The organism is Duganella sp. BJB476, from assembly GCF_003416895.1.
In the GTDB taxonomy this organism is placed as follows: Bacteria; Pseudomonadota; Gammaproteobacteria; order Burkholderiales; family Burkholderiaceae_D; genus Rugamonas.
On the sequence record NZ_QVIO01000007.1, the window covers coordinates 34,776 to 56,676 of the forward strand.

Annotated in this window: 18 protein-coding genes; 9 read left to right on the forward strand and 9 right to left on the reverse strand. The window is 63.5% G+C overall.

The features are described 5' to 3' along the window. Window positions 1-110: 110 nt before the first annotated feature. The 7 genes from D0T21_RS24200 to puuE all read right to left on the reverse strand — a co-directional run bounded on the left by D0T21_RS24200 (window position 111) and on the right by puuE (window position 11,855). A complete protein-coding gene (locus tag D0T21_RS24200) occupies window positions 111-2,504 on the reverse strand; it encodes a TonB-dependent receptor (protein WP_116992499.1) in 2,394 nt (797 codons plus the stop codon). 608 nt (window positions 2,505-3,112) lie between these two features. Next, window positions 3,113-4,588: an adenosine deaminase gene (locus D0T21_RS24205; RefSeq protein ID WP_116992498.1), complete on the reverse strand. Its 1,476-nt coding sequence runs from the start codon at window positions 4,586-4,588 to the stop codon at window positions 3,113-3,115. 17 nt (window positions 4,589-4,605) lie between these two features. Beyond that, window positions 4,606-5,913: a guanine deaminase gene (guaD, locus tag D0T21_RS24210; protein ID WP_116992497.1), complete on the reverse strand. Its 1,308-nt coding sequence runs from the start codon at window positions 5,911-5,913 to the stop codon at window positions 4,606-4,608. A 28-nt stretch (window positions 5,914-5,941) separates the two neighbouring features. Next, window positions 5,942-7,069: a xanthine dehydrogenase accessory protein XdhC gene (xdhC, locus tag D0T21_RS24215; protein ID WP_116992496.1), complete on the reverse strand. Its 1,128-nt coding sequence runs from the start codon at window positions 7,067-7,069 to the stop codon at window positions 5,942-5,944. A gap of 10 nt (window positions 7,070-7,079) precedes the next feature. Continuing rightward, complete coding sequence (xdhB, locus tag D0T21_RS24220; RefSeq protein ID WP_116992495.1) at window positions 7,080-9,413, reverse strand: xanthine dehydrogenase molybdopterin binding subunit; 2,334 nt, start codon at window positions 9,411-9,413, stop codon at window positions 7,080-7,082. Window positions 9,414-9,424: 11 nt separating this feature from the next. Continuing rightward, window positions 9,425-10,894 carry a xanthine dehydrogenase small subunit gene (gene xdhA / locus D0T21_RS24225; RefSeq protein ID WP_116992494.1) on the reverse strand — a complete coding sequence of 490 codons (1,470 nt, stop codon included), beginning with the start codon at window positions 10,892-10,894 and terminating at the stop codon, window positions 9,425-9,427. Window positions 10,895-10,901: 7 nt separating this feature from the next. Then, a complete protein-coding gene (gene puuE, locus D0T21_RS24230; RefSeq protein WP_116992493.1) occupies window positions 10,902-11,855 on the reverse strand; it encodes an allantoinase PuuE in 954 nt (317 codons plus the stop codon). Window positions 11,856-11,969: 114 nt separating this feature from the next. Between puuE and uraH the strand changes: the two genes are divergently transcribed. From uraH to D0T21_RS24255, 5 genes are all read left to right on the forward strand, one after another. Further along, complete coding sequence (gene uraH, locus D0T21_RS24235) at window positions 11,970-12,323, forward strand: hydroxyisourate hydrolase (RefSeq protein WP_116992492.1); 354 nt, start codon at window positions 11,970-11,972, stop codon at window positions 12,321-12,323. Window positions 12,324-12,363: 40 nt separating this feature from the next. Further along, entirely contained in the window at window positions 12,364-13,881 is a 1,518-nt protein-coding gene (locus tag D0T21_RS24240; protein ID WP_116992491.1) for a tetratricopeptide repeat protein, read from the forward strand. A gap of 213 nt (window positions 13,882-14,094) precedes the next feature. Beyond that, entirely contained in the window at window positions 14,095-15,384 is a 1,290-nt protein-coding gene (locus D0T21_RS24245) for an HlyC/CorC family transporter (RefSeq protein ID WP_116992490.1), read from the forward strand. 132 nt (window positions 15,385-15,516) lie between these two features. Beyond that, window positions 15,517-17,250, forward strand: a complete 1,734-nt coding sequence (gene pilB / locus D0T21_RS24250) for a type IV-A pilus assembly ATPase PilB (protein ID WP_116992489.1) — start codon at window positions 15,517-15,519, stop codon at window positions 17,248-17,250. An 11-nt stretch (window positions 17,251-17,261) separates the two neighbouring features. Next, on the forward strand, window positions 17,262-18,485 hold the full coding sequence (locus tag D0T21_RS24255) for a type II secretion system F family protein (protein WP_116992488.1): 1,224 nt from the start codon (window positions 17,262-17,264) through the stop codon (window positions 18,483-18,485). Here the strand turns inward: D0T21_RS24255 and D0T21_RS24260 are convergent. Next, window positions 18,482-18,775 carry a hypothetical protein gene (locus tag D0T21_RS24260; protein ID WP_147328167.1) on the reverse strand — a complete coding sequence of 98 codons (294 nt, stop codon included), beginning with the start codon at window positions 18,773-18,775 and terminating at the stop codon, window positions 18,482-18,484. The two genes, D0T21_RS24255 and D0T21_RS24260, sit on opposite strands and share 4 nt — an antisense overlap. Before the next feature lie 173 nt (window positions 18,776-18,948). Between D0T21_RS24260 and D0T21_RS24265 the strand changes: the two genes are divergently transcribed. The 4 genes from D0T21_RS24265 (at window position 18,949) to yacG (ending at window position 21,474) form a co-directional block, all read left to right on the forward strand. Beyond that, complete coding sequence (locus tag D0T21_RS24265; RefSeq protein WP_116992486.1) at window positions 18,949-19,824, forward strand: A24 family peptidase; 876 nt, start codon at window positions 18,949-18,951, stop codon at window positions 19,822-19,824. 7 nt (window positions 19,825-19,831) lie between these two features. Next, the gene (gene coaE, locus D0T21_RS24270) at window positions 19,832-20,470 is read left to right on the forward strand and encodes a dephospho-CoA kinase (RefSeq protein ID WP_116992485.1); all 639 of its coding nucleotides are present in this window, start codon (window positions 19,832-19,834) and stop codon (window positions 20,468-20,470) included. A 65-nt stretch (window positions 20,471-20,535) separates the two neighbouring features. Next, a complete protein-coding gene (zapD, locus tag D0T21_RS24275) occupies window positions 20,536-21,291 on the forward strand; it encodes a cell division protein ZapD (RefSeq protein WP_008445477.1) in 756 nt (251 codons plus the stop codon). Between the two features lie 9 nt (window positions 21,292-21,300). Beyond that, window positions 21,301-21,474, forward strand: a complete 174-nt coding sequence (gene yacG / locus D0T21_RS24280) for a DNA gyrase inhibitor YacG (RefSeq protein WP_116992484.1) — start codon at window positions 21,301-21,303, stop codon at window positions 21,472-21,474. A gap of 4 nt (window positions 21,475-21,478) precedes the next feature. Here the strand turns inward: yacG and D0T21_RS24285 are convergent, their stop codons facing one another. Further along, complete coding sequence (locus tag D0T21_RS24285; RefSeq protein WP_373886688.1) at window positions 21,479-21,901, reverse strand: anti-sigma factor domain-containing protein; 423 nt, start codon at window positions 21,899-21,901, stop codon at window positions 21,479-21,481.

The following is a 21,901-nucleotide window of genomic DNA, read 5'->3' on the forward strand; positions in this document are numbered from 1 at the left end:
CCGGATCGACGAACAATCCGGCCCGAAAACGACAACAGGCCCGAAGGCCTGCCGGTCAGATCAGGTCTGGCACATACACGAGAGTGCGTGCGCCAGACCGGTATCTTAACTTAGAAGTCGACGCGCAGCGTAGCCGACACAGCGCGCGGAGCGCCCAGGTAGTAGAACACGCCCTTCGCAGTGATGCCTGGGTAGGCGGTGGCGTTGGTCACCGACTGCGACGATGGATTGCGATATTCGCGGTCCAGCAGGTTCGACACGTTCAGGGTCAGCTTCGGATTCTTGAAGAATTCGCCGCTTGGGAACTGGTAGCCAGCGTCGAAGTCGACGGTGGTGTAGCCAGGAACCAGTTCGTCGTTGGCCAGGGTCGCCTGCTGGGTGCTGGTGACTTTGGCTTTCAGACGGGTGTACCAGCTGTTGGTTTCATACGAAGCCGACAGGCCGCCTTTCCATTTCGGGGTCAGTGGGAACTGGTTGCCCTTGGTTGGCAGGTAGATGCCTTTGCCCGCTTGCAGGTTTTCCTGGATCTCGCTGCTGCTGTAACCCAGCGAAGCGTAGAACGACCAGCCGTTGACCGGGGTGTTACCCGCTTCAACTTCGAAGCCCTTGTTCTTCACCTTGCCGACGTTGGTCAGCGTGGAGGTCTGCGAGTTCGGGTCGAAGGCGGTTGCCTGGCGATCCTTGAAGTCGCTGAAGAAGATGGTGGCCTGGGTGGTGATGGCGGTCGTCTGGTGACGGTAGCCCATGTCCAGGTTCATCGAGGTTTCTTGACGCACGTCGCCCAGCAGGGTCGGCAGATTGTTGATCAGCGACAGGTTGCCGTTGGTGGTCGAGTACACGAAGTTAGGTGGCGCCTTCATGTTCTTGGCCAGGCTGGCGAACAGCTGGTCGTCGTTGGTGATGCGGTAACGCACACCCAACTGCGGCAACAAGGTCGAGTAGGTCTTGTTGTAGTTGTAGGTGACGCCCGAGTTCGGCGAGGTCTGGCTGTTGCCTTCGTTGGCGTAGTTGGTGAAGTCGCGCTTGACGTGCGGAGTGCGCAGGCCTACGTTGACGGTCAACTTGTCGTCCATGAAGGTGGCGGTGTCCTGGATGAACGCCTGGAAGGCGGTCGAGATGCTCTTCCAGTCGCGCGATTCGTACAGCGAACCGTCAGGACGGGTTACCAGGCCGTCGCGCAGCCAGATGTCGGTAGGCTCGCCGTTGGCGCCGATTTTTTCCATCGGGGCGGTTTGCTTGTGGCTAGCGCGCTCATACCAGAAGCCACCCAGAATCTGGTGGTTGTCCCAGTTGTGGGTCACGGAGAACGAAATACCAGGACGCTGGGTACGGGTGATCGAGCCGCTGTACATCCAGACTTTGTCCAGGGTGTCGCCGTCGCCGTTCAAGTCCTGGCCGACGAATTTGCCGGTGGCCGGGTTCAGGAACGCATTTTCCTGTTGCAGTTTCTGCTGCACGCCGCCGGTGCCGTAGCCGTACCAGAAGTAAGGCAGGATCTTGATGTCGGTGTTCTCGCCGATGCGGAACTTGGCGGTGGCCGAAGCAATCACGTTCTCGAACGGGTTCAGCGACAGCTTGTAGTAGGAGTCGGCGTTGTTCTGTGCCGGATCGCTCACTGCCTTGCCTGGGCTAGGCGCAGCGTGACCGATGAAGGTGGTGCTGTAGTCGTAGTGGTAACCGTTCTTCGCCAGGTCAGCCAGGTTGAAGGTGCTGAAGTTGTTGTTGACGGCGCGGTTATACAACACGGTACCGTGGATGTAGTTGAAGCGATCCCAGTCGTAGTTGAAACCGATGTCCATGTGCTTGCGATTGGCTTCGCCGGCGCCTTTCCACTTGTCCGACTTGGCTTGCGATACCGAGACGAAGACCTTGGCCTTGTTGTCCCAGAAGCGGCCGGTGTCGTAGCGCATATAGGTTTTGAACATGCTCAGCGTACCCAGGGTCTGGGCGACGCGGAAGCGCTTGACATCTTCTGGTTCGCAGGTGGTGATGCCGAAGTTACCGCCGGTGGCGCCAACTTGTGGGGAGTCGACGTCGGTCGAACCCTGGGTCACGAAGGTGGTGCAGGTATTTTCCTGGTCGACGTATTCTTGTGGGAACACGGCGAAGTTACCCGAGTCATTCACTGGAACGCCGTTAATGGTCGCGCCGATCTGGTCGCTGTTGAAGCCGCGCAGGGTCAGACCGCCGCCGAACAGGCCGGTGGCGTCGTAGCTGTAGGTGTTCACTGCTGGCAGCAGGGCCAGGGCGTCGTAGGCGTTACCGGTAGGACGCTGTTTCGCCAGTTCCTCGGCGGTAACGGTCGAACGTGCTTTTGGCACATCTTCCTGCACCATCAGGCCCATACCGACTTTACGGCCGGTGATGGTCACGGTTTCGGTGGCTGGCTTGGCGGCAGGGGCGGCGTCGGACTGTGCGAACGCGGCACCCATGCAGACCATCTGGCAGGCCAGAGCGACCAGGCTCAGACGTAGCGTCGGATTGTGTTTAACGGCGGATTGCATTAAGGGAACTCCCAGTTTATGTAAAAAAATTTATTGTGTTCTACGATGCCTCTGGACCGGGCGGGCTTATGGCCTGCGGTCACATTCTTGACACAATGTGCCCATGACATCACAAAATTGTAACCAGTAAATATTTCATCAACATGACAAGTGGTCAGTTGATCAGAATGTCATGATCTTGCCTGACTGACATTTGCATGCAACACCCTCAAAACCACAACAAAGTTGGCAGCTTTGAAGCATCTCAAACAACTATGCATCAGCAAAAAATGTGTGACAAATACGATTTACTTTAGGGATTTATACGAAAGCGATATAAATGGGGCGCTGAACCGCGCAGGTTCCACTCTGTAAGCGGAGCGGCATCTTTAAGGGGAGCATTATAGTGGCCCCTGCACCACTTGAAAAATTTTCACTCAAGAAATGCGCGAAACTGGTGCGTGGCGGCCTGATTTTGTCGCAATGTTGCTACACTTCAGCAAAATATGACAAAGATGACAAGCCGCCTGGCAGGCGGCCCGAAGGGGAATTTAGATAAGCGGCACTAATACTCTCGTCGCAGCAACGCAACATCCACGGCCGGATGGAGCCGGCCGCGGGGAAGATGCTTAGCGGCCCTTGGAGACCGGCGCGGCGGCGATGGCGGCTTCGAATTTGGCGAACTTGCCATCCAATGCCTTCAATAAACGTTGTTTATCAGCATCAGCCAGGAAGGAATAGCGGATGCTGTCGTAGGACAGTTTCTTGATCTCGGCGTAGTCCGGCTTGTAGCGGGCGGCGTACAGCACGTATTCGCCGGACAGATTGTTGCGCGACACGCCGGCATCGTCGGTCGACAGCACGAATGGCACGCCATATTTGCGATACAGGGTGACCGGGTGGGCCTCGCCCTTGACGCCCAGGATGAACTGGTTGCTGGTCAGGTTGACCTCGACGGCGATCTGCTTATCGTGCATTTTTTTCATGATCGCCAGCGAATCGGTCTCGTGGGCGATGTCGATGCCGTGGCCGATGCGACTGGCGCCGGCGACGTCGATGGCGTCCTTGATGTGGAAGGTCAGGCCTTCCGGCGGCACCACGCCCAGCGCCAGCTCACCCGCATGCAGCGCCAGTTTCACGCTCGGATGCCTGGCTTTCAGGAATTTATACATCTGCATGTGCAGCGCATAGTCGTGCATCGAGACGTAGACGCTCTCCTGGCCGACGATGTTGACGCCGACGATTTTCGGGTTCGCCAGCGCCAGTTTGAAGCTCGACACCATCTGCGAAAACACCTGCGACGGCGTCAGGAAGCGCAGCGCGAACGGCTGGTAGCGCAGCGTGAAGTTGGCGTCGTCGATGCCGGCGCCGGCGGTGTCGACGTTTTGCAGGTAGGCGCTGATCCAGCCCTGGAACGCGCCGTTGGTGTCCAGCGCGGCGGCGTAGGCGGCCAGGTCGGCGTCGGTGATGCCGCCTGCGGCTGCCTTCTGGTCGAACGTGGCGTCTTGCGCCATCGGCGCGATCTCGTAGATGGTCTCGATGTAGCCCAGGTTTTCCTGGATGGCGCGCTGCTTCAGGCGATGCAGGCCGTCCGCCGCGTTGGTCGAAGCCACCGCGTTGAAGTAGCCGAAGGTGTCGAAGAACTGGCGGTCCGGCGGCGATTGCAGCGCGCCGTGGTTGTAGAAGTCCTTGTCGGACCAGCGCTGCAGCAGGTTGGCCAGCACGGTGTTATTGTTCATCACGTCCTGGCCGGACAGGCAGACGCGGTCGGCCAGCGGCTTGGCCTGTTCGGCGGTGGTGTCCGCCTTGTTGGTATCGATCTGGTAGGTGACCTTGTTGACGCAGAAGCCTTCCTTGTCCACCCACTCCAGGTACTGCTCGGCGTAGATCGCACCCGAATAGTGGTGGTGCAGGTCGCCGCCCTTGGGCATCATGGTCAGGAACATCGTCAGCTCGGCCGTCTTCGGCTCCGGGCCCGAGACCAGCGCGGCGAACTGGCGCTTGGTGATCTCTTCGTTGCTGGCCGCTTGCGCGCCGTGCGGCAAGGCGCAGAACAGGGCGGCGGCAATGGCGGCGGCCTTCAGGCTGGCGATTTTATTTTGCATGAGTCTTCCAATGTGAATTAAGTCATTACGCGGGCATGCACCTGGCGGCCGGCCGACCAGGTCGCCGCCACCGCACGGTCGTCGCCCAACAGGGCCAGCGCGAACAGCAGTTCTTCCAGGCTCGCACCGCGCGCGGTCCGCCGTTGCAGCAGCGGCGTGGCCTGCGGATCGAGCACGATGAAATCCGCCTCGGCGCCGGCGGCGAAATTGCCGATCGTGCCTTCCAGCTGCATGCTGCGGGCGGCGCCCAGGGTGGCCAGGTAGAACATCCGCAAGGCCGGCAGGTAACTGCCCTTCAGTCGCGCTACTTTATAGGCTTCATTCATCGTTTGCAACATCGAGAACGAAGTGCCGCCGCCCACATCCGTCGCCAGCGACAGCAGCACGCCCGCCTGGTCGGCGCGTTCGAAGTCGAACAGGCCGCTGCCGAGGAACAGGTTGGAGGTCGGGCAGATGGCGGCTGCCGACTGCGTTTGCGCCATGCGGACGCGGTCCTGTTCATTGAGCCAGATGCAGTGGCCGTACATGGCGCGTGGCCGCAGCATGCCGTAGCTGTCGTAGACGTCGATGTAGCTGCGCGAATTGGGGAACAGCTCGCGCACCCATGCGCATTCGGCTTCGTTCTCGGAGACGTGGGTCTGGATATAAGTGTCGGGATAGGCGCGCGCCAGTTCGCCCGCCAGTTGCAGCTGCGCCTCGGTGGAGGTGGGAGCGAAGCGCGGCGTGATCGCGTACAGCGCGCGGCCGCGCTTGTGCCAGCGCTGGATCAGCGCCTCGGTGTCGCGGGCGCTGGATTCGGCGGTATCGCGCAGGAACTCGGGGCAGTTCCGGTCCATCATCACCTTCCCCGCCACCATGCGCAGGCCGCGCTGCTCGCTGGCGGCGAAGAAGGCGTCCACCGACTGCGGGTGCACGGTGCAATAAACCATGGCGGTGGTGGTGCCGCAGCGTAGCAGCTCGTCGAGGAAGAAGTCGGCCACGCCGGCCGCGTGGGCCGGGTCTTCGAACTGGCGTTCGGTCGGGAAGGTGTAGGTTTCCAGCCAGGGCAGCAGGCCTTCCGACGGCGAGGCGATCATGTCGGCCTGCGGATAGTGGACGTGGGTGTCGATAAAGCCGGGCATCAGCAGCTTGCCGCTGTAGTCGTGCAGTTCAGCGCCGGGTGGCAGCGTGGCGCGCAGCGCGGCGTAGTCGCCGGCCGCCTGCACCTTGCCGTCGGCGACGATCAGCAGGCCGTCTTCGTGCCACTCGTGAGACTGCGCGCTGAACGCCGGATCGGCGACAAAGTGCAGCAAGCTGCCGCGGTAGGCTTGCAAGTTGTTAGGCATGGCGATGTCCTGAAGAGGAATGCTGATTCTAGCGCGAAGCGACCAGGCGCACCGGCGCGTTTGGGGTTTGCCCATCGCGTGCGTCAGTTTCGAGGGCGGCGATTTGCTGCACTTCCCATACCATCAGCAGTTGCGCGCAGACGGAGGCGGCAATCGCGGCGGGCAGCTTGTTGGTGATGCCGGCGATGCCGATCGGGCAGACCATGGCGGCGATGCGCTCTTCCGGCAGGCCGCGCGCAGCCATGCGGCGTTCGAACTGTACGCGCTTGGTCTTGGAGCCGATCAGGCCGAACCAGCCGACGTCGGCGCGCGCCAGGATCGCTTCGCTGAGGCGCTGGTCCAGCGCGTGGCTGTGGGTCATCACCAGATAGCTTGCACCGGCGGGCGCCGCGGCCACCAGTGCTTCCGGCGCGTCGGTTGCTTCGATGGTGACATTGGCGGGTATCGTAGCCGGGAACATGTCCTCGCGCTCGTCGATCCAGCTGACGGTGCACGGCAGCTCACCCAGCATGCGGACGATGGCGGCGCCGACGTGGCCGGCGCCGAATAGCAGCAGATGCGCGCGCGGAGCGAGGCAGGGATCGGCCAGCCAGCGGCGGCCGGCGGTGTCGCGCAGGATGTGGGTGCCGCGCTGGTGGTCGACCGATGGATAAGCGGGGCCGAAGATGGCGGCGCCGCCGAAGTCGGAGTCGGAGTCGGAGCGCGGGCCGGAAGCGGCGCCCGTGCCCGTGCCGGCGATGACCGCGCCGCTGGCGTCCAGCAGCAGCGAGACCGGCGTGCCGTCGATGGCGCTGAGTCGCCAGCTGTCTTCACGCCAGCGCTTGCGCAGGCTGCCCATCACGTCGGCCAATGCGCTATCGATCAGTTCAAACGCAAGGTGCACCACGCCGCCGCAGCACTGGCCCAGCGACGGGCCGAGCGCGTACCGCTCCAGCCGTGCATGTACGCCCTCGCCTGCCTTGGCGGTGCTGTTCAACATGCTGCGGCCGACATCGACCGCGCACATTTCCAGATGGCCGCCGCCGATGGTATCGACCTGGCCGCCAGCCGTGACCAGCATGCGGGCGCCGGGTTCGCGCGGGCCGGAGCCCTCGACGATCGCCACCGTCACCAGCACCGCCGGTTCCGCCATCACAGTTGTCAGCCACTCGTTCATGCCGATATCCTCAAGCCGCCATTTCCACGGCAGCCACGGCGCGCAGGATCTCCTCGCTGGTCGCCGGAGCGTTCAGCGGCGGATTGACGCGGTGCCCGCCGACAGCGGAAATCGCATCGCGAATCGCGAAGAACACCGAGAACGGCAGCAGCAGCGGCGGTTCGCCGACCGCCTTGGAACGATGGATGCTGTCCTCGACATTGCCGTTGTCGAACAGCCGCACGCGGAAGTCTTCCGGGCAGTCCGATACGCCGGGGATCTTGTACGTCGACGGCGCATGCGTCATCAGCTTGCCGGCCGGGTTCCACCACAGCTGCTCGGTGGTCAGCCAGCCCATGCCCTGTATGAAGGCGCCTTCCACCTGACCGAGGTCGATGGCGGGATTGAGCGAGCGGCCGGCGTCGTACAAGGCGTCCGCGCGCAGCAGCTTCCACTCGCCAGTGAGCGTATCGACCACCACTTCGGAAACGGCGGCGCCGTAGGCATAGTACGAGAACGGATGGCCGTTCATCGTCTTCGGATCCCAGTGCAGGCCGGGCGTGGCGTAGAAGCCGTCGGACCACAGCTGCACCCGCGCCAGGTAGGCCTTCTGCACCAGCTCCGCGAACGGCACCACGTGGCCGTTCACATGCACGGCGTTGTTGAAGAACTGCACCGGCACGCCGTCCTCGTCGCCATACAGCTTGACAGCGAAGGCGGCCAGGCGTTCGCGGATCGTGTGCGCCGCGTCCTGCGCCGCCTTGCCATTCAAGTCGGCGCCGGTGGAGGCGGCCGTCGCCGAGGTGTTGGCGACCTTGCTGGTGTCGGTGGCCGTGGCGCGCACATGATCCAGGTCGAGGCCCAGTTCATGCGCCACCACCTGTATCACCTTGGTGTTGATGCCCTGCCCCATCTCCGTGCCGCCGTGATTGACCAGCACCGAGCCGTCCACATACACATGCACCAGCGCGCCGGCCTGGTTCAGGTGCGTGACGTTGAAGGCGATACCAAACTTCAGCGGCGTCAGCGCCAGGCCTTTCTTCAGCACCGGACTGGTGGCGTTGTAGGCTTCGACAGCGGCGCGGCGGGCGCGGTACTCGCTGGTCTGCTCCAGCTCCGCCGTCAGCGCCTCGATCACGTTGTCGACGATCTCCTGGCCGTACGGCGTGACATTGCGTTCCGTCTTGCCGTAGAAATTCAGGCGGCGGATATCCAGCGCATCGCGTCCCAGGTTGCGGGCGATTTCGTCGACGATGTATTCGATGGCGATCGCGCCCTGCGGACCGCCGAAGCCGCGGAACGCGGTATTCGATTGGGTATTGGTCTTGCCGCAGCCGGCGCGGATATCCACGTCCGACAGGTAGTAGGTGTTATCGAAGTGGCAGACCGCGCGCGTGGCCACGGGGCCGGACAAGTCCGCCGAGAAGCCGGAGCGCAAAGTCATATCGACCTTGGCGGCGAGGATCTTGCCGCTGTCGTCGTAGCCGACTTCGTATTCGTAGAAGAAGCAATGGCGCTTGCCGGTGACGAGCATGTCGTCGTCGCGGTCGGCGCGCAGCTTGACCGGGCGGCGCAGCTTGGCCGCCGCGATGCTGGCCGAAGCCGCCCACAACGCCGATTGCGACTCCTTGCCGCCGAAGCCTCCGCCCATGCGGCGGCACTCAACCAGCACCTTGTGCGCATGCACGCCCAGCGCGTGCGCCACCACGTGCTGCATCTCGCTAGGGTGCTGCGTCGAGCACTGCACCAGCATGCCGCTGTCTTCCTTCGGGATCGCGTAGGCGATCTGGCCTTCCAGGTAGAACTGCTCCTGGCCGCCGACGAACAACTGGCCCTTGACCACATTGGGCGCCTGCTCGAACGCGGCCTGGTAATCGCCGCGCTTGAGCTGCATCGGTGGCAGCACATACGATTGCGCGGCCTTGGCTTCCTGCGGCGTGAAGATGGCCGGCAGTTCGTCGTAGCCGATCACCGCGCGGCGGGCGGCGCGGCGGGCGTTGTCGTGCGTGTCGGCGACGACGATGAAGATCGGCTGGCCGACATACATCACCTCGCCCGCGCTCAGGATCGGATCGTCGTGGATGATGGGACCGCAATCGTTGGTGCCGACGATATCTTCGGCGGTGTAGACCGCCATCACGCCGGGCGCATTGCGCACCGGCGCCAGGTCCATCGTGTTGATGCGCGCATGGGCCTTGGATGACAGGCCCAGCGCCGCATGCAGCGTGCCTTGCAGCTCGGGGATGTCGTCGGTATAGGTAGCCTGGCCGAGCACGTGCAGCTCGGCCGATTCGTGCGGACGGGCGACGCCGACCGCCTTCCACGCTTGCGCGGCGAGCAGCGAGGGAGCGACTGGTTGATTCATGATGGCTCCTTTCAGGCGCGGCAGGCGAAGGCATTGACGGCATCGGCCGCCAATGGCGCGTCGGCGCGGGTTTCGAACCAGAAGCGGCGCAGCAGGTTCTGCGCCGTCTGCATGCGGTAGGTGCTGGAGGCGCGCATGTCCGACAGCGGCGCGAAGTCCTGCGCCAGCATGTCCATCGCCACGCGCAGATTGGCTTCGCTCCAGGTCAAGCCCGTCAACGCGGCTTCGGCGCGGGCGGCGCGGCGCGGCGTGGCTGCCATGCCGCCGAAAGCGATGCGGGCCTCGACGATATGATCGCCATCGAGCTTGAACGCGAACGCGGCGCAGACGGCCGAGATATCCTGGTCGAAGCGCTTGGCCAGTTTGTAGGTGCGGAACTGCACCCCCTTACGCGGCAGCGGCACGCGCACGGCGGCCACGAATTCATCGGGCCGCATGTCTTTTTTCTGATAGTCGAGATAGAACGCTTCCAGCGGCATCACGCGTTCGCCGGCCGGGCCACGCAGCACCACTTCGCTGCCGACGGCTATCATCCACGGCATCGAATCGCCGATCGGCGAACCGTTGGCGACGTTGCCGCCCAAGGTGCCGGCGTTACGGATCGGCAGCGATGCGAAGCGCTGCCACATCTCGCCCAGTTGCGACGGATACAGGCGGCACAAGGCTTCATACGCATCGTTGAGCGATACGCCGGCGCCGATGTGCAGCATGCCGTCCGCTTCGCTGACGGTTTGCAGCGCGCTGACGTGGCCGAGATAAATGATATCGCCAAGCTCGCGCATCTGCTTGGTGACCCACAGGCCAACGTCGGTGGAACCCGACAGCAGCGTGGCTTTCGGATGCGCGGCGCGCAAGGCCACCAGTTCATCCAGGGTGCGCGGCGCGTGGAAGGTCTGGCCGCGCGCGATGTAGCTGGCGCCGGCGTTGCGCTGCAAGGCGCGCAGCTGTTCGGTCAACGCCGCGCGGTCGAAGCCGACTTTCGGCAATTCGGTCATGCGGTGCGCGGCCTCGATGATCGGGCGGTAGCCGGTGCAGCGGCACAGGTTACCGGACAGGCAGTCGTCGATCTCCTTGCGCTGCGCGGGCTGGCCGTCCTTGTCGAGGTACATGCCCCACAGGGACATGACGAAACCGGGCGTGCAGAAACCGCACTGGGAACCATGGCATTCCACCATCGCCTGCTGCACCGGGTGCAGCGCGCCGTCCGGCTGCTGCAAGTCTTCCACGGTGAACAGCGCCTTGCCGTCCAGCGTAGGCGCGAACTGGATGCAGGAGTTCACGGCTTTCATTTCCAGCTGACCGGCCGCATTCAGGCTGCCGACCACCACGGTGCAGGCGCCGCAATCGCCTTCGGCGCAGCCTTCCTTGGTGCCGGTGCAATGCAGGTCCTCGCGCAGGTGCTGCAGCACGGTGCGCGTCGGTGCGGCGCCGGAGATTTCCTGAACTGCGCCACGGTAGTAAAAGCGTATCGGTTCCGACATCCTGGCCTCAAGCTGCGAATGGATGGGTTTTGCGCCAATGTTCGGCAATATCGATGCGACGGGTGATCCACACATTATCGTGCTTTTGCACGTAGTCGAGGAAGCGCGCCAACGCCGCGGCGCGCGCCGGGCGGCCGACGATGCGGCAGTGCAGGCCGATCGACAGCATCTTCGGCTGATTCAGGCCATCCGGGTCGCCCTCGGCGTACAACACGTCGAAGGCGTCCTTCAGGTAGTCGAAGAACTGCGTGCCCGAGTTGAAGCCCTGCGCGGCGGCGAAGCGCATGTCGTTGGTGTCCAGCGTGTACGGCACGATCAGCTGCGGCGCGACGGCGGCCTTGCCCTCTGCATCAGTGTAGTCGACCTTTTGCCAGAATGGCAGGTCGTCGCTGTAGTTATCGGCGTCGTAGCGGAAGCCGCCGTGCTCCACCACCAGGCGCTTGGTCTGCGGCGAATCGCGGCCGGTGTACCAGCCCTGCGGCGCGCTGCCGGTCAGCTCGCGGATGATCTGCACCGCTTCCTTCATGTGGGCGCGCTCGGTGGCTTCGTCCATGTTTTGATAGGAGATCCAGCGCAGGCCGTGGCAGGCGATTTCGTGGCCCAGTTCCTGGAAGGCGGACACCGCCTCCGGGTGGCGTTTGAGCGCCATCGCCACACCGAAGATGGTCAGCGGCAGCTTGCGCTCCTCGAACATGCGCAGCAGGCGCCACAAGCCGGCGCGCGAGCCGTACTCGTAGATCGATTCCATGCTCAGGTGGCGGTTGCTGAAGGAGGCGGCGCCGATGATCTCGGACAGGAAGGTCTCCGATCCGGCATCGCCGTGCAGCACGTTGTTCTCGCCGCCCTCTTCGTAGTTCAACACGAATTGCAGGGCGACGCGGGCGCGGTTGGGCCACTGGGCGTGAGGTGGTTTCGGGCCGTAGCCGATCAGGTCGCGTGGGTAGTTGTTGTAGGTAGTCATGGGCGCAGGCTGGTTAGTCTATGAGGAATATATCTACAATCATATATGCGTAGAACAGCATCGGTATATGATTTGTCCAATAGATACTTATTACCTACCGATATAGGACTTACCATGGGCAAGCTTAGTACACACGTTCTCGATATCACCGTTGGCAAACCAGGCGTCGGCGTCAAGGTGGCCTTGTTCGCCGTCACGGCGCAAGGCCGCGAGTTGCTGAAAACCGACGTCACCAACGCCGACGGCCGCTGCGCCGCGCCGCTGCTGGAAGGCGCGACCATGAAACCGGGGAAGTATGAGCTGGTGTTCGGCGCCGGCGCCTACTTCGCGGCCCAGGGCGTGGACCTGCCGGAGCCGCGCTTTATCGACGAGGTGACGCTGGCCTTCGGCATCGCCAGCGCCGACCAGAACTACCACGTGCCGCTGGTCGTTTCGCCGTGGGCGTATTCGACCTATCGCGGCAGCTGATCTTCCGTGCCGGTGCCGCATCGGCTAAGATGCGTGCACTATGAATGGAACCAATTCGGCGCTGACTGCGTCCTTTCTGCAACAAGCCGTCGAACTGCACCAGCAGGGACGGCTTGAACCGGCACAGGCGCTGTACCGCCAGGTGCTGGAACTCGACCCGCGCCAATTCGACGCGCTGCACCTGCTGGGCGTGATCGCCCGCCAACAGGGCGACGCGCAGGCGGCCATCACGCTGATCTCGCAGGCGATCGCGGTCGACGGCGCGCAAGCCAAGGCCCATTGCAATCTGGGCGTGGCGCTGCTCGACGCCGGCCGCGCCGACGACGCGCTGGCCAGCCACGACCGCGCCATCACCCTGCAAGCCGACTACGCCATGGCCTGGAGCAATCGCGGCAACGCGCTGCGCCGGCTGGGGCGGCTCGATGAAGCACTGCTGAGCTACCAGCGCGCGCTGGCGATCCAGCCCTCCTATGCCGAAGCCCACTGCAACCGCGCCATCGTGCTGCAAGACCAGGGCCGTTATCTCGATGCGCTGGGCGTAGCGGAAGATGCGCTGCATATTAAAGACCGCAACGCCGAGGCGTGGTTCGCGCGCGGCAATGCGCTGCACTGCCTGCGCCTGCTGCCGGAGGCGGTGGAAAGCTTCGACCGCGCCATCCATCTGCGGCCGCAATGGGCCGAGGCTTACAACGGCCAGGGCGCGGCCTTGCAGCGGCTGGGCATCTTCGACGCCGCGCTGGACAGCTACGACCAGGCGCTGGCGCTCAAGCCGGACTACGCGCTGGCCCACTACGCGCGCGGCAACACGCTGCGCTCGATGCAGCGCAACGATGAGGCCATCGCCGCCTACCGCGCCGCGTTGGCGCATGGCGACAATCCCGAAACCATCGCCTTCGCACTGGCCTCGCTGGGCGTGGGCGACACGCCTGCCGTGCTACCGGCCGACTACGTGCGCTCGCTGTTCGACCAGTACGCCAACCACTTCGACCAGCATCTGGTGGAAGTGCTGGACTATCAGACGCCGTCCTACCTGGATGGGCTGATCCGCCGCATCGTCGGCGCCGATCAATTGGATACGCTGGACCTGGGCTGCGGCACCGGCCTGTGCGGGCCATACCTGAAGGCCTACTCGCGCAGCCTGGCCGGCGTCGACCTGTCGCAGCAGATGCTGGACAAGGCCGTCGAACGCAAGCTGTACGACAACCTCGCCTGCGACGACCTGATCGCCTACCTGGAGGGCCAGCGCGACGCGTGGGACCTGGCGGTAGCGGCCGACGTCTTCGTCTACATCGGCGACCTGGCGCCGGTCTTCGCGGGCGTACAACGCGCCTTGCGCGAAGGCGGCCACTTCTGCTTCACGGTCGAAGCGGGCGACGGCGCCGATTTCGTGCTGCGGCCATCGAACCGCTACGCCCACGCGCAGGCCTACATCGAGCGCCTGGCCGCCGCGACCGGCTTCCGGCTCAAGTCCGCCGAAGCGCTGACGGCCCGCCAGGAAAACGGCGCCCCCACCGCCGCCCTGGCCATCATGTTGCAAAAACCCCGGGGTCAAGTCTGACATTCGGACACGCGCTCAGCCGTAAGCAACCGCAACGGCTGAGCACGTGTCCGAATGTCAGACTTGACCCCCAGCCAAGATAGCCAAACTTGCATGTAAGCCGGGCTTGCCTTAGAATCCGTAGCTCTGTGGCCGCGTTTTGGGCCATGCCGTCTGGGCCGGTGCAGTGATCAGGCCGACCAGTTTCCCATGCAAGATTCTTTACGGTGACCCTTGGATACCGTGCCGTTTTGGGTGCAATTTCTTGCGCTCGCCCTCCTGATACTGTGCTCGGCCTTCTTCGCCATGGCCGAAACCGCGCTGATGGCGGCCAACCGCTATCGCCTGCGCCATATGGCCAAGCGCGGCAGCCGCAGCGCCATCACCACCCTGTGGCTGCTCGACCGCACCGACAAGCTGCTGTCGCTGGTGCTGATCGCCAATACGCTGATCAACGCCATGGCCACCGCGCTGGTTACCGCCATCGCCATCCAATCCTTCGGCCATGACGACAACGTCATCACCATCTCCACCGGCGTGGTGGCCTTCCTGCTGATCGTGTTCGCCGAGATTTCGCCGAAAGTCATCGGCGCCACCTTCCCGGAACGCATCGCCCTGCCCACCAGCATGGTGCTCAAGCCGCTGATGACGCTGGCCAAGCCGGTGATCTGGTTCGTCAACCTGTTCGTCACGCTGGTGCTCAAGCTGTTCCGCATCAAGGCCGGCGCCCACGCGCACGAGGCGCGCCTGTCGCCGGAAGAGCTGCGCTCGATCGTGCTGGAAGGCGGCAACTTCATCCCGCAAAAGCACAAGAGCATCCTGCTCAACCTGTTCGACCTGGAAACCATCTCGGTCGAGGACATCATGACGCCACGCTCGCAGATCGAGGCGCTGAACCTGGAGCTGACGGTCGACGAAATCAAGCGCGAGCTGACCACCTGCTACCACAACAAGCTGCCCGTCTACGAAGGCGAGATCAACCGCATCATCGGCATCCTGCACGTGCGCAAGGCGGTGGCGCTGCTGAACCAGGAAGACGAACTGACCATCGAGCACTTCCGCGAACTGCTGAGCACGCCCTACTTCATCCCGCAGGACACCGGCGTCTTCACCCAGCTGCAGTACTTCCAGGAGAACAAGGAACGGCTGGGCATCATCGTCGACGAGTACGGCGAGGTGCAGGGCCTGGTCACCCTGGACGATATCATCGAGGAAATGATCGGTGAATTTACGACATCGATGCCGGGCGCTGCCCGCGCCGACAGCTTCGGCTGGACCGAGCAAGGCGAGTGCCTGCTGGAAGGCGCGACCGCGCTGCGCGACATCAACAAGCGCCTCGGCCTGAACTTCCCGCTGGACGGCCCCAAGACCCTGAACGGCCTGCTGCTGGAACTGTTGCAAGAAATTCCAGACGCGCCGATCAGCATCAAAGTCGCCAACTGCATCATCGAAGTGGTGCAGGTGCACGACCAGGCGATCAAAGTCGTCAAATTGATACGCCCCTCCGGAAAGCGGGCGCACTAAACCGCGCACTCGTGCGGCAAACGCAACACTGGGGAGTACAATCGTTTCCTCGGGGCGACAAACGGCTTTACAAATATGATGCCTGAGAGCATCATTCCGTGATCCAGCCCCCACCATCCAGTAGACGCATCTATGGCAGCAGTCCTACCCAACGCCGCGCCAGGCGCCCCGATGCCGGGGCTGGCTCGGGCATTGATGCAAGCCGGGCGCCTCTCCGCGGCCCAGGCCGACATGCTGCAAAAAAAAGCCGTCACCGACAAGCACGCCTTCATCGACGTGCTGCTGGCCAGCGGCACCATCGACGCCCGCGCGCTGGCCATGTTCTGTTCCGAAACCTTCGCCTATCCGCTGATGGACGTGCAGGCGCTCAACATCGACGCGCTGCCGGGCAAGATCATCGACAACAAGCTGATGCAGGCGCAGCGCGTGATCGCGCTGGCCAAGCGCGGCAACAAGATGTCGGTAGCGATTTCCGATCCGACCAATATCCAGGCGCTGGACCAGATCAAGTTCCAGACCGAATCCACGGTCGAACCCATCATCGTCGCCCACGACGCGCTGCTGCAACTGCTGGCGCGCATCAACAAGGACAGCGAACAGGCCATCAGCGACCTGGGCGGCGACGAGTCCGACATCCAGTTCGCCGAGGAAGAAGCCGCGGCCGCCGACACCGCCGCCGATCCGGGCGCCAACGATGTCGAGGACGCGCCGGTGGTGCGTTTCCTCAACAAGATGCTGATGGACGCCGTCAACATGGGCGCCTCGGACTTGCACTTCGAACCGTTTGAAAAATTCTACCGCGTGCGTTTCCGCGTCGACGGCGTGCTGATGGAGCATGCCCAGCCGCCGATCTCGATCAAGGAAAAACTGGTCTCGCGCATCAAGGTGCTGGCCAAGCTGGACATCTCGGAAAAGCGCATCCCGCAGGACGGCCGCATGCGCCTGATCGTGTCGCCGACCAAGACCATCGACCTGCGTATCTCGACCCTGCCGACCTTGTTCGGCGAAAAGACCGTGATGCGTATCCTCGACGCCACCCAGGCGCAGATGGGCATCGACGCGCTGGGCTACGACCCGGACCAGAAAGAACTGCTGCTCGACGCCATCCAGCGCCCCTACGGCATGGTGCTGGTGACGGGGCCGACCGGCTCGGGCAAGACGGTGTCGCTGTACACCTGCCTGAACGTGATCAACAAGCCGGGCATCAACATCTCCACCGCCGAAGATCCGGCCGAGATCAACCTGCCCGGCGTGAACCAGGTCAACGTCAACGACAAGGCCGGCCTGACCTTCCCGGTCGCATTGAAATCCTTCCTGCGCCAGGATCCGGACATCATCATGGTCGGCGAGATCCGCGACCTGGAAACGGCCGACATCGCCATCAAGGCGGCGCAGACCGGCCACATGGTGTTCTCCACGCTGCACACCAACGACGCGCCGTCGACGCTGACGCGCCTGATGAACATGGGCGTGGCGCCGTTCAACATCGCCTCGTCGGTGATCCTGATTACCGCGCAGCGGCTGGCGCGCCGGCTGTGCACCTGCAAGCAGCCGGTGGAGATTTCCAACGACCTGCTGCTCAAGGCCGGCTTCAAGCAACATGAACTGGACGGCAGCTGGAAGCCCTACGGCCCGGTCGGCTGCGAGCGCTGCAACGGCGGCGGCTACAAGGGCCGGGTCGGCATCTACCAGATCATGCCGATCACACCGGCCATCGAAGCCATCATCCTGGCCAACGGCAACGCCATGGAAATCGCCGCCCAGTCGGAAGCGGAAGGCGTGAAGTCGCTGCGCGGCTCCGGCCTGGTGAAGGTCAAGAACGGCCTGACCAGCCTCGAAGAAGTGCTCGGCTGTACCAACGAATAGGACAACTCTCCATGGCGACATCGGGCAACGCGGGCAACCAGGTCAAGGAATCGATCTTCTCCTGGGAAGGCAAGGACAAGAGCGGCAAGACCGTGCGCGGCGAGCTGCGCGCCGGCGGCGAGGCCGTGGTCAACGTCACCCTGCGCCGCCAGGGCATCATGGTCACCAAGGTCAAGAAGAAGGCCTACCGCAGCGGCAAGAAAATCACCGACAAGGATATCTCGCTGTTCACGCGCCAGCTGGCGACGATGATGAAGGCCGGCGTGCCGCTGCTGCAATCGTTCGACATCGTCGGCAAGGGCCACTCCAATCCCTCGGTCTCCAAGCTGGTGATGGACTTGCGCGCCGATATCGAGACCGGCACCAGCCTGAACCAGGCGTTCCGCAAGTTCCCGCTGTACTTCGATCCGCTGTTCTGCAACCTGGTGGGCGCCGGCGAACAGGCCGGTATCCTGGAAGACCTGCTGACGCGGCTGGCGATCTACAAGGAAAAGACGCTGGCCATGAAGGCCAAGATCAAGTCGGCGCTGATGTATCCGGTGTCGATCCTGGCGATCGCCTTCATCGTCACGGCGGTGATCATGATCTGGGTGGTGCCGGCGTTCAAGGAAGTGTTCAAGAGCTTCGGCGCCAACCTGCCGGCGCCAACGCTGTTCGTGATGGCGCTGTCGGAATTCTTCGTGGCCTGGTGGTATCTGATTTTCGGCGGCATCTTCGGCGCCATCTACTTCTTCTTCCGAGCGTGGCAGCGCTCGCTGCAAATGCAGCGCTTCATGGACCGCTTGCTGCTGCGCCTGCCGGTGTTCGGCGACGTGATCCGCAAGGCCACCATCGCCCGCTGGACCCGCACCCTGGCCACCATGTTCGCCGCCGGCGTGCCGCTGGTGGAGTCGCTCGATTCGGTGGGCGGCGCGGCCGGCAACGCGGTCTACCTGGACGCCACCCGCAAGATCCAGAACGAGGTCAGCACCGGTACCAGCCTGACGGTGGCGATGCAGAACGCCGACGTGTTCCCGAATATGGTGACGCAGATGGTCGCCATCGGCGAAGAGTCCGGCTCGCTGGACGCCATGCTGGGCAAGGTGGCCGACTTCTACGAGGAGGAAGTGGACGAGGCCGTCGCCGCGCTGTCGAGCCTGATGGAACCGGCCATCATGGTGATCCTGGGCGTGCTGATCGGCGGCCTGGTGGTGGCCATGTACCTGCCGATCTTCAAGCTCGGTTCGGTCGTCTAGTCGATGTCGCGCAGCGCCGCCATGCGGTTGCGCGCCTCGGCCAGCGCCTCGTCGGCCTGGTCGAGTATGGCTTCGATGGCGGCGCGCTCGTTGCAGCCTTCCGGCAGGCGATGGCTGACGCTTTGAAAGCGCAGGATCAGGCCCTGCATGTTTTGCAGCAGCGTATCCTGCACCGCCGCCGTGGCGCGTTCGCGCTCGGCCAGTTGCGCCAGCCGGCGCCGGTGACGGCGCCCGATGGTGAGCAGGCAGGCCAGCAGCACGCCCAAAAGCAAGAGGATAAGCGGGAACAAGAGCGGACTCCGCGATGCGTGGTGGCAGGCTCTCTACCTTGCCTGAATTCCAACTTGATTTCCATATCCCCAAGGAGGGGCTTGCGGCGGATGGCGCGCGTTGAAAAACCGTTCCGCAATGTTGCCGTAATGCTTTAATATGAGCCACTGTCTTTACCCATGCGGCCTGACCTATGCCTGAACCAACCTTGTTGTTTGCCCCCGCCGGCGAGCTCGCCATCAGCCTGATTGCCGGCCTGTTCGGCCTGCTGTTCGGCAGCTTCCTGAACGTGGTGATCCACCGCCTGCCGAAAATGATGCAGCGCGAATCGGACAATTATTGCGCCGTCGAGGCGGGCAAGGACGAGCCGCACACCACCCGCTACAACCTGATGGTGCCGCGCTCGGCCTGCCCGCACTGCCAGCACCAGATCACCGCGCTGGAAAACATCCCGGTGGTCAGCTACCTGGTGCTGCGCGGCAAATGCAGCAACTGCAAGGCGCCGATCTCGGCGCGCTACCCGGCCATCGAAGCGCTGACCGGCGTGCTGTCGGCGGTGGTGGTGTGGCACTTCGGCAGCGGCTGGGCCGGCCTGTCCGGCCTGCTGTTCCTGTACCTGCTGATCGCCATGACCTTCATCGACTTCGATACCCAGCTGCTGCCGGACGACCTGACCTATCCGCTGATCTGGGCCGGCCTGCTGATGAACATCAACGGCACCTTCGCCACGCTGCACGACGCCGTCATTGGCGCGGCGGCCGGCTATCTGGCGCTGTGGTCCGTCAATTGGGCGTATAAACTGGTGCGTCACCGCGACGGCATGGGCTATGGCGACTTCAAGCTGCTGGCCGCGCTGGGCGCGTGGATGGGCTGGGCGACGCTGCCGGCCATCGTGCTGATGTCGTCGCTGGTGGGCTCGGTGGTCGGCATCGCGCTGATGGTGCTCAACCGCCGCGGCTTCGATTACCAGATCCCGTTCGGCCCTTACCTGGCGGCGGCCGGCCTGATCATCTTCCTGTACCGCGATCCGATCATGGCGTTTACCCGCAACTTCTATCCTTACCTGTAAGCCAACGATGAGCACACTGCCCTTCTCCATCGGCCTGACCGGCGGCATCGGCAGCGGCAAGAGCACGGTGGCCGACCTGTTCGCCGCGCGCGGCGCCAGCATCGTCGACACCGACCAGATCGCCCACAGCCTGACCGCGCCCGGCGGCGCGGCGATGCCGGCCATCGTCGCCGAATTCGGCGCCGAATTCGCCGACGCCAACGGCGCGCTCGACCGCGCCCGCATGCGCAGCCTGGTGTTTGCCGACGCCGGCGCCAAGACCCGCCTCGAAGCCATCCTGCACCCGCGCATCCGCGACGCCGCGCTGGCCGCCGCCGAAGCCGCCACCGGCGACTATGTGATCTTCGCCGTGCCGCTGCTGGTCGAATCGGGCACTTGGCGTGCGCGGGTTACGCGCGTACTCGCGGTAGACTGTCCGGAAGAAGTGCAAATTGCCCGCGTGATGGCGCGTAACAATCTGCCGGAAACGCAGGTCCGCGCCATCATGGCGGCGCAGGCCAGCCGCCAGCAACGGCTGGACGCGGCGGACGACATTATCGAAAACGGCAACGGAATCGAGGCTTTGGAGCCCCAAATCGCCCGACTTCACGATTTATATCTGGCATTTTCGAAAAGAACGGCAACAATACCTTCGCAACGTTTGTAATTTTGCTTGGCTTGCTTCAAAATCACGGGAATTAATCGCAAGTCCAACTACTGAGGGATGTTATTTTGATTGTCTACGAATATCCTTTCAACGAGCGCATCCGCACGTTGTTGCGATTAGAGGATCTGTACGAGAAATTCAAGTTCTTTGTGCATCAAGAACACCCTATGCAGCACCATGTCGCCCTCGCGACCATCTTCGACATGCTGGAGGTGGCCGGCCGCGCCGACTTGAAATCCGACCTGTTGCAAGAACTGGAACGCCAGCGCCAATCGCTGCTGGGTTACCGCATGAACCCCAATGTGCAAGCGGAAACGCTGGACGCCATCCTGGCCGAGCTGGACGGCGTGAGCAGCGCGCTGGTCGCCGCCCAGGGCAAGACCGGCCAGAACGTGCGCGACAACGAGTGGCTGATGAGCATCCGCGGCCGCACCATCATTCCCGGCGGCGCCTGCGAATTCGACCTGCCGTCCTACTACGCCTGGCAAAAGCGTCCGGCCGAGCAGCGTTTCAACGACATCGCCACCTGGTTCGCGCCGCTGGCGCCGCTGTTCGACGCGCTGGGCCTGGTGCTGCGCCTGCTGCGCGATTCCGGCGGTCCGGTCAAGATGATCGCCGTGGCCGGCAGTTACCAGCAAATGTTGCAGGGCAAGGTCTACCAGATGTTGCGCCTGACCTTGGACGAATCGCTGGGCGCGATCCCGGAAATCTCCGCCAACAAGTACATGTTGTGGGTGCGCTTCACCTCGCAGGGCGGCGACCTGAAACCCAAGCCGCTGGAAGATGATGTACCATTCGAGCTCACACTCTGTAACTTCTAAAGAATTATCATGGCCACCGTAGTTGACTGCCCTACCTGCTCCGCCAAAGTGGAGTGGAAGGAAGAGAATAAATTCCGCCCGTTCTGCTCGGAACGCTGCAAACAAATCGATCTCGGCGCCTGGGCCGAGGAAAAGTACGCCATCCCGGCCGCCCCTCCCAAAGATCCGCTCGAAGAAGAGTAAGCCCTTATTTCGGCTTGACGGCCTGGCCGGTGTAGAGCACCGGTCCGCTCGGCGCCGGCGATCCGCTTTGCGGCTCCAGCGTGATCTCGAATGCCGGCTCCGCGCTCAGCGGCGGCAACTGCTCCAGCGACAGTTTCAGTTGACGGTCCTGCTCCAGCAAACCGAGTGACACCGGCGCAGTCCAGCCCGGTGCGGATATCCATAATTGCAACGCCTTGCGGTTGGCGACGATGGTGTCGTGCAGCGGCGTCAGCGTCAGCTGGCGGTCCACGCTCACGGACGCGATCCAGCCGGCGTTGCGGTCCTGCGGCGCCGACAGCACGGCCATGTAGACAGGTCCCGGCGGCGGCGAGCGTAGCACCAGCAGCGCGCCCAGCGCCACGCAGGCCGCCAGCGCGGCGCCAGCCAGCCCGCGCCAGATGCTCAC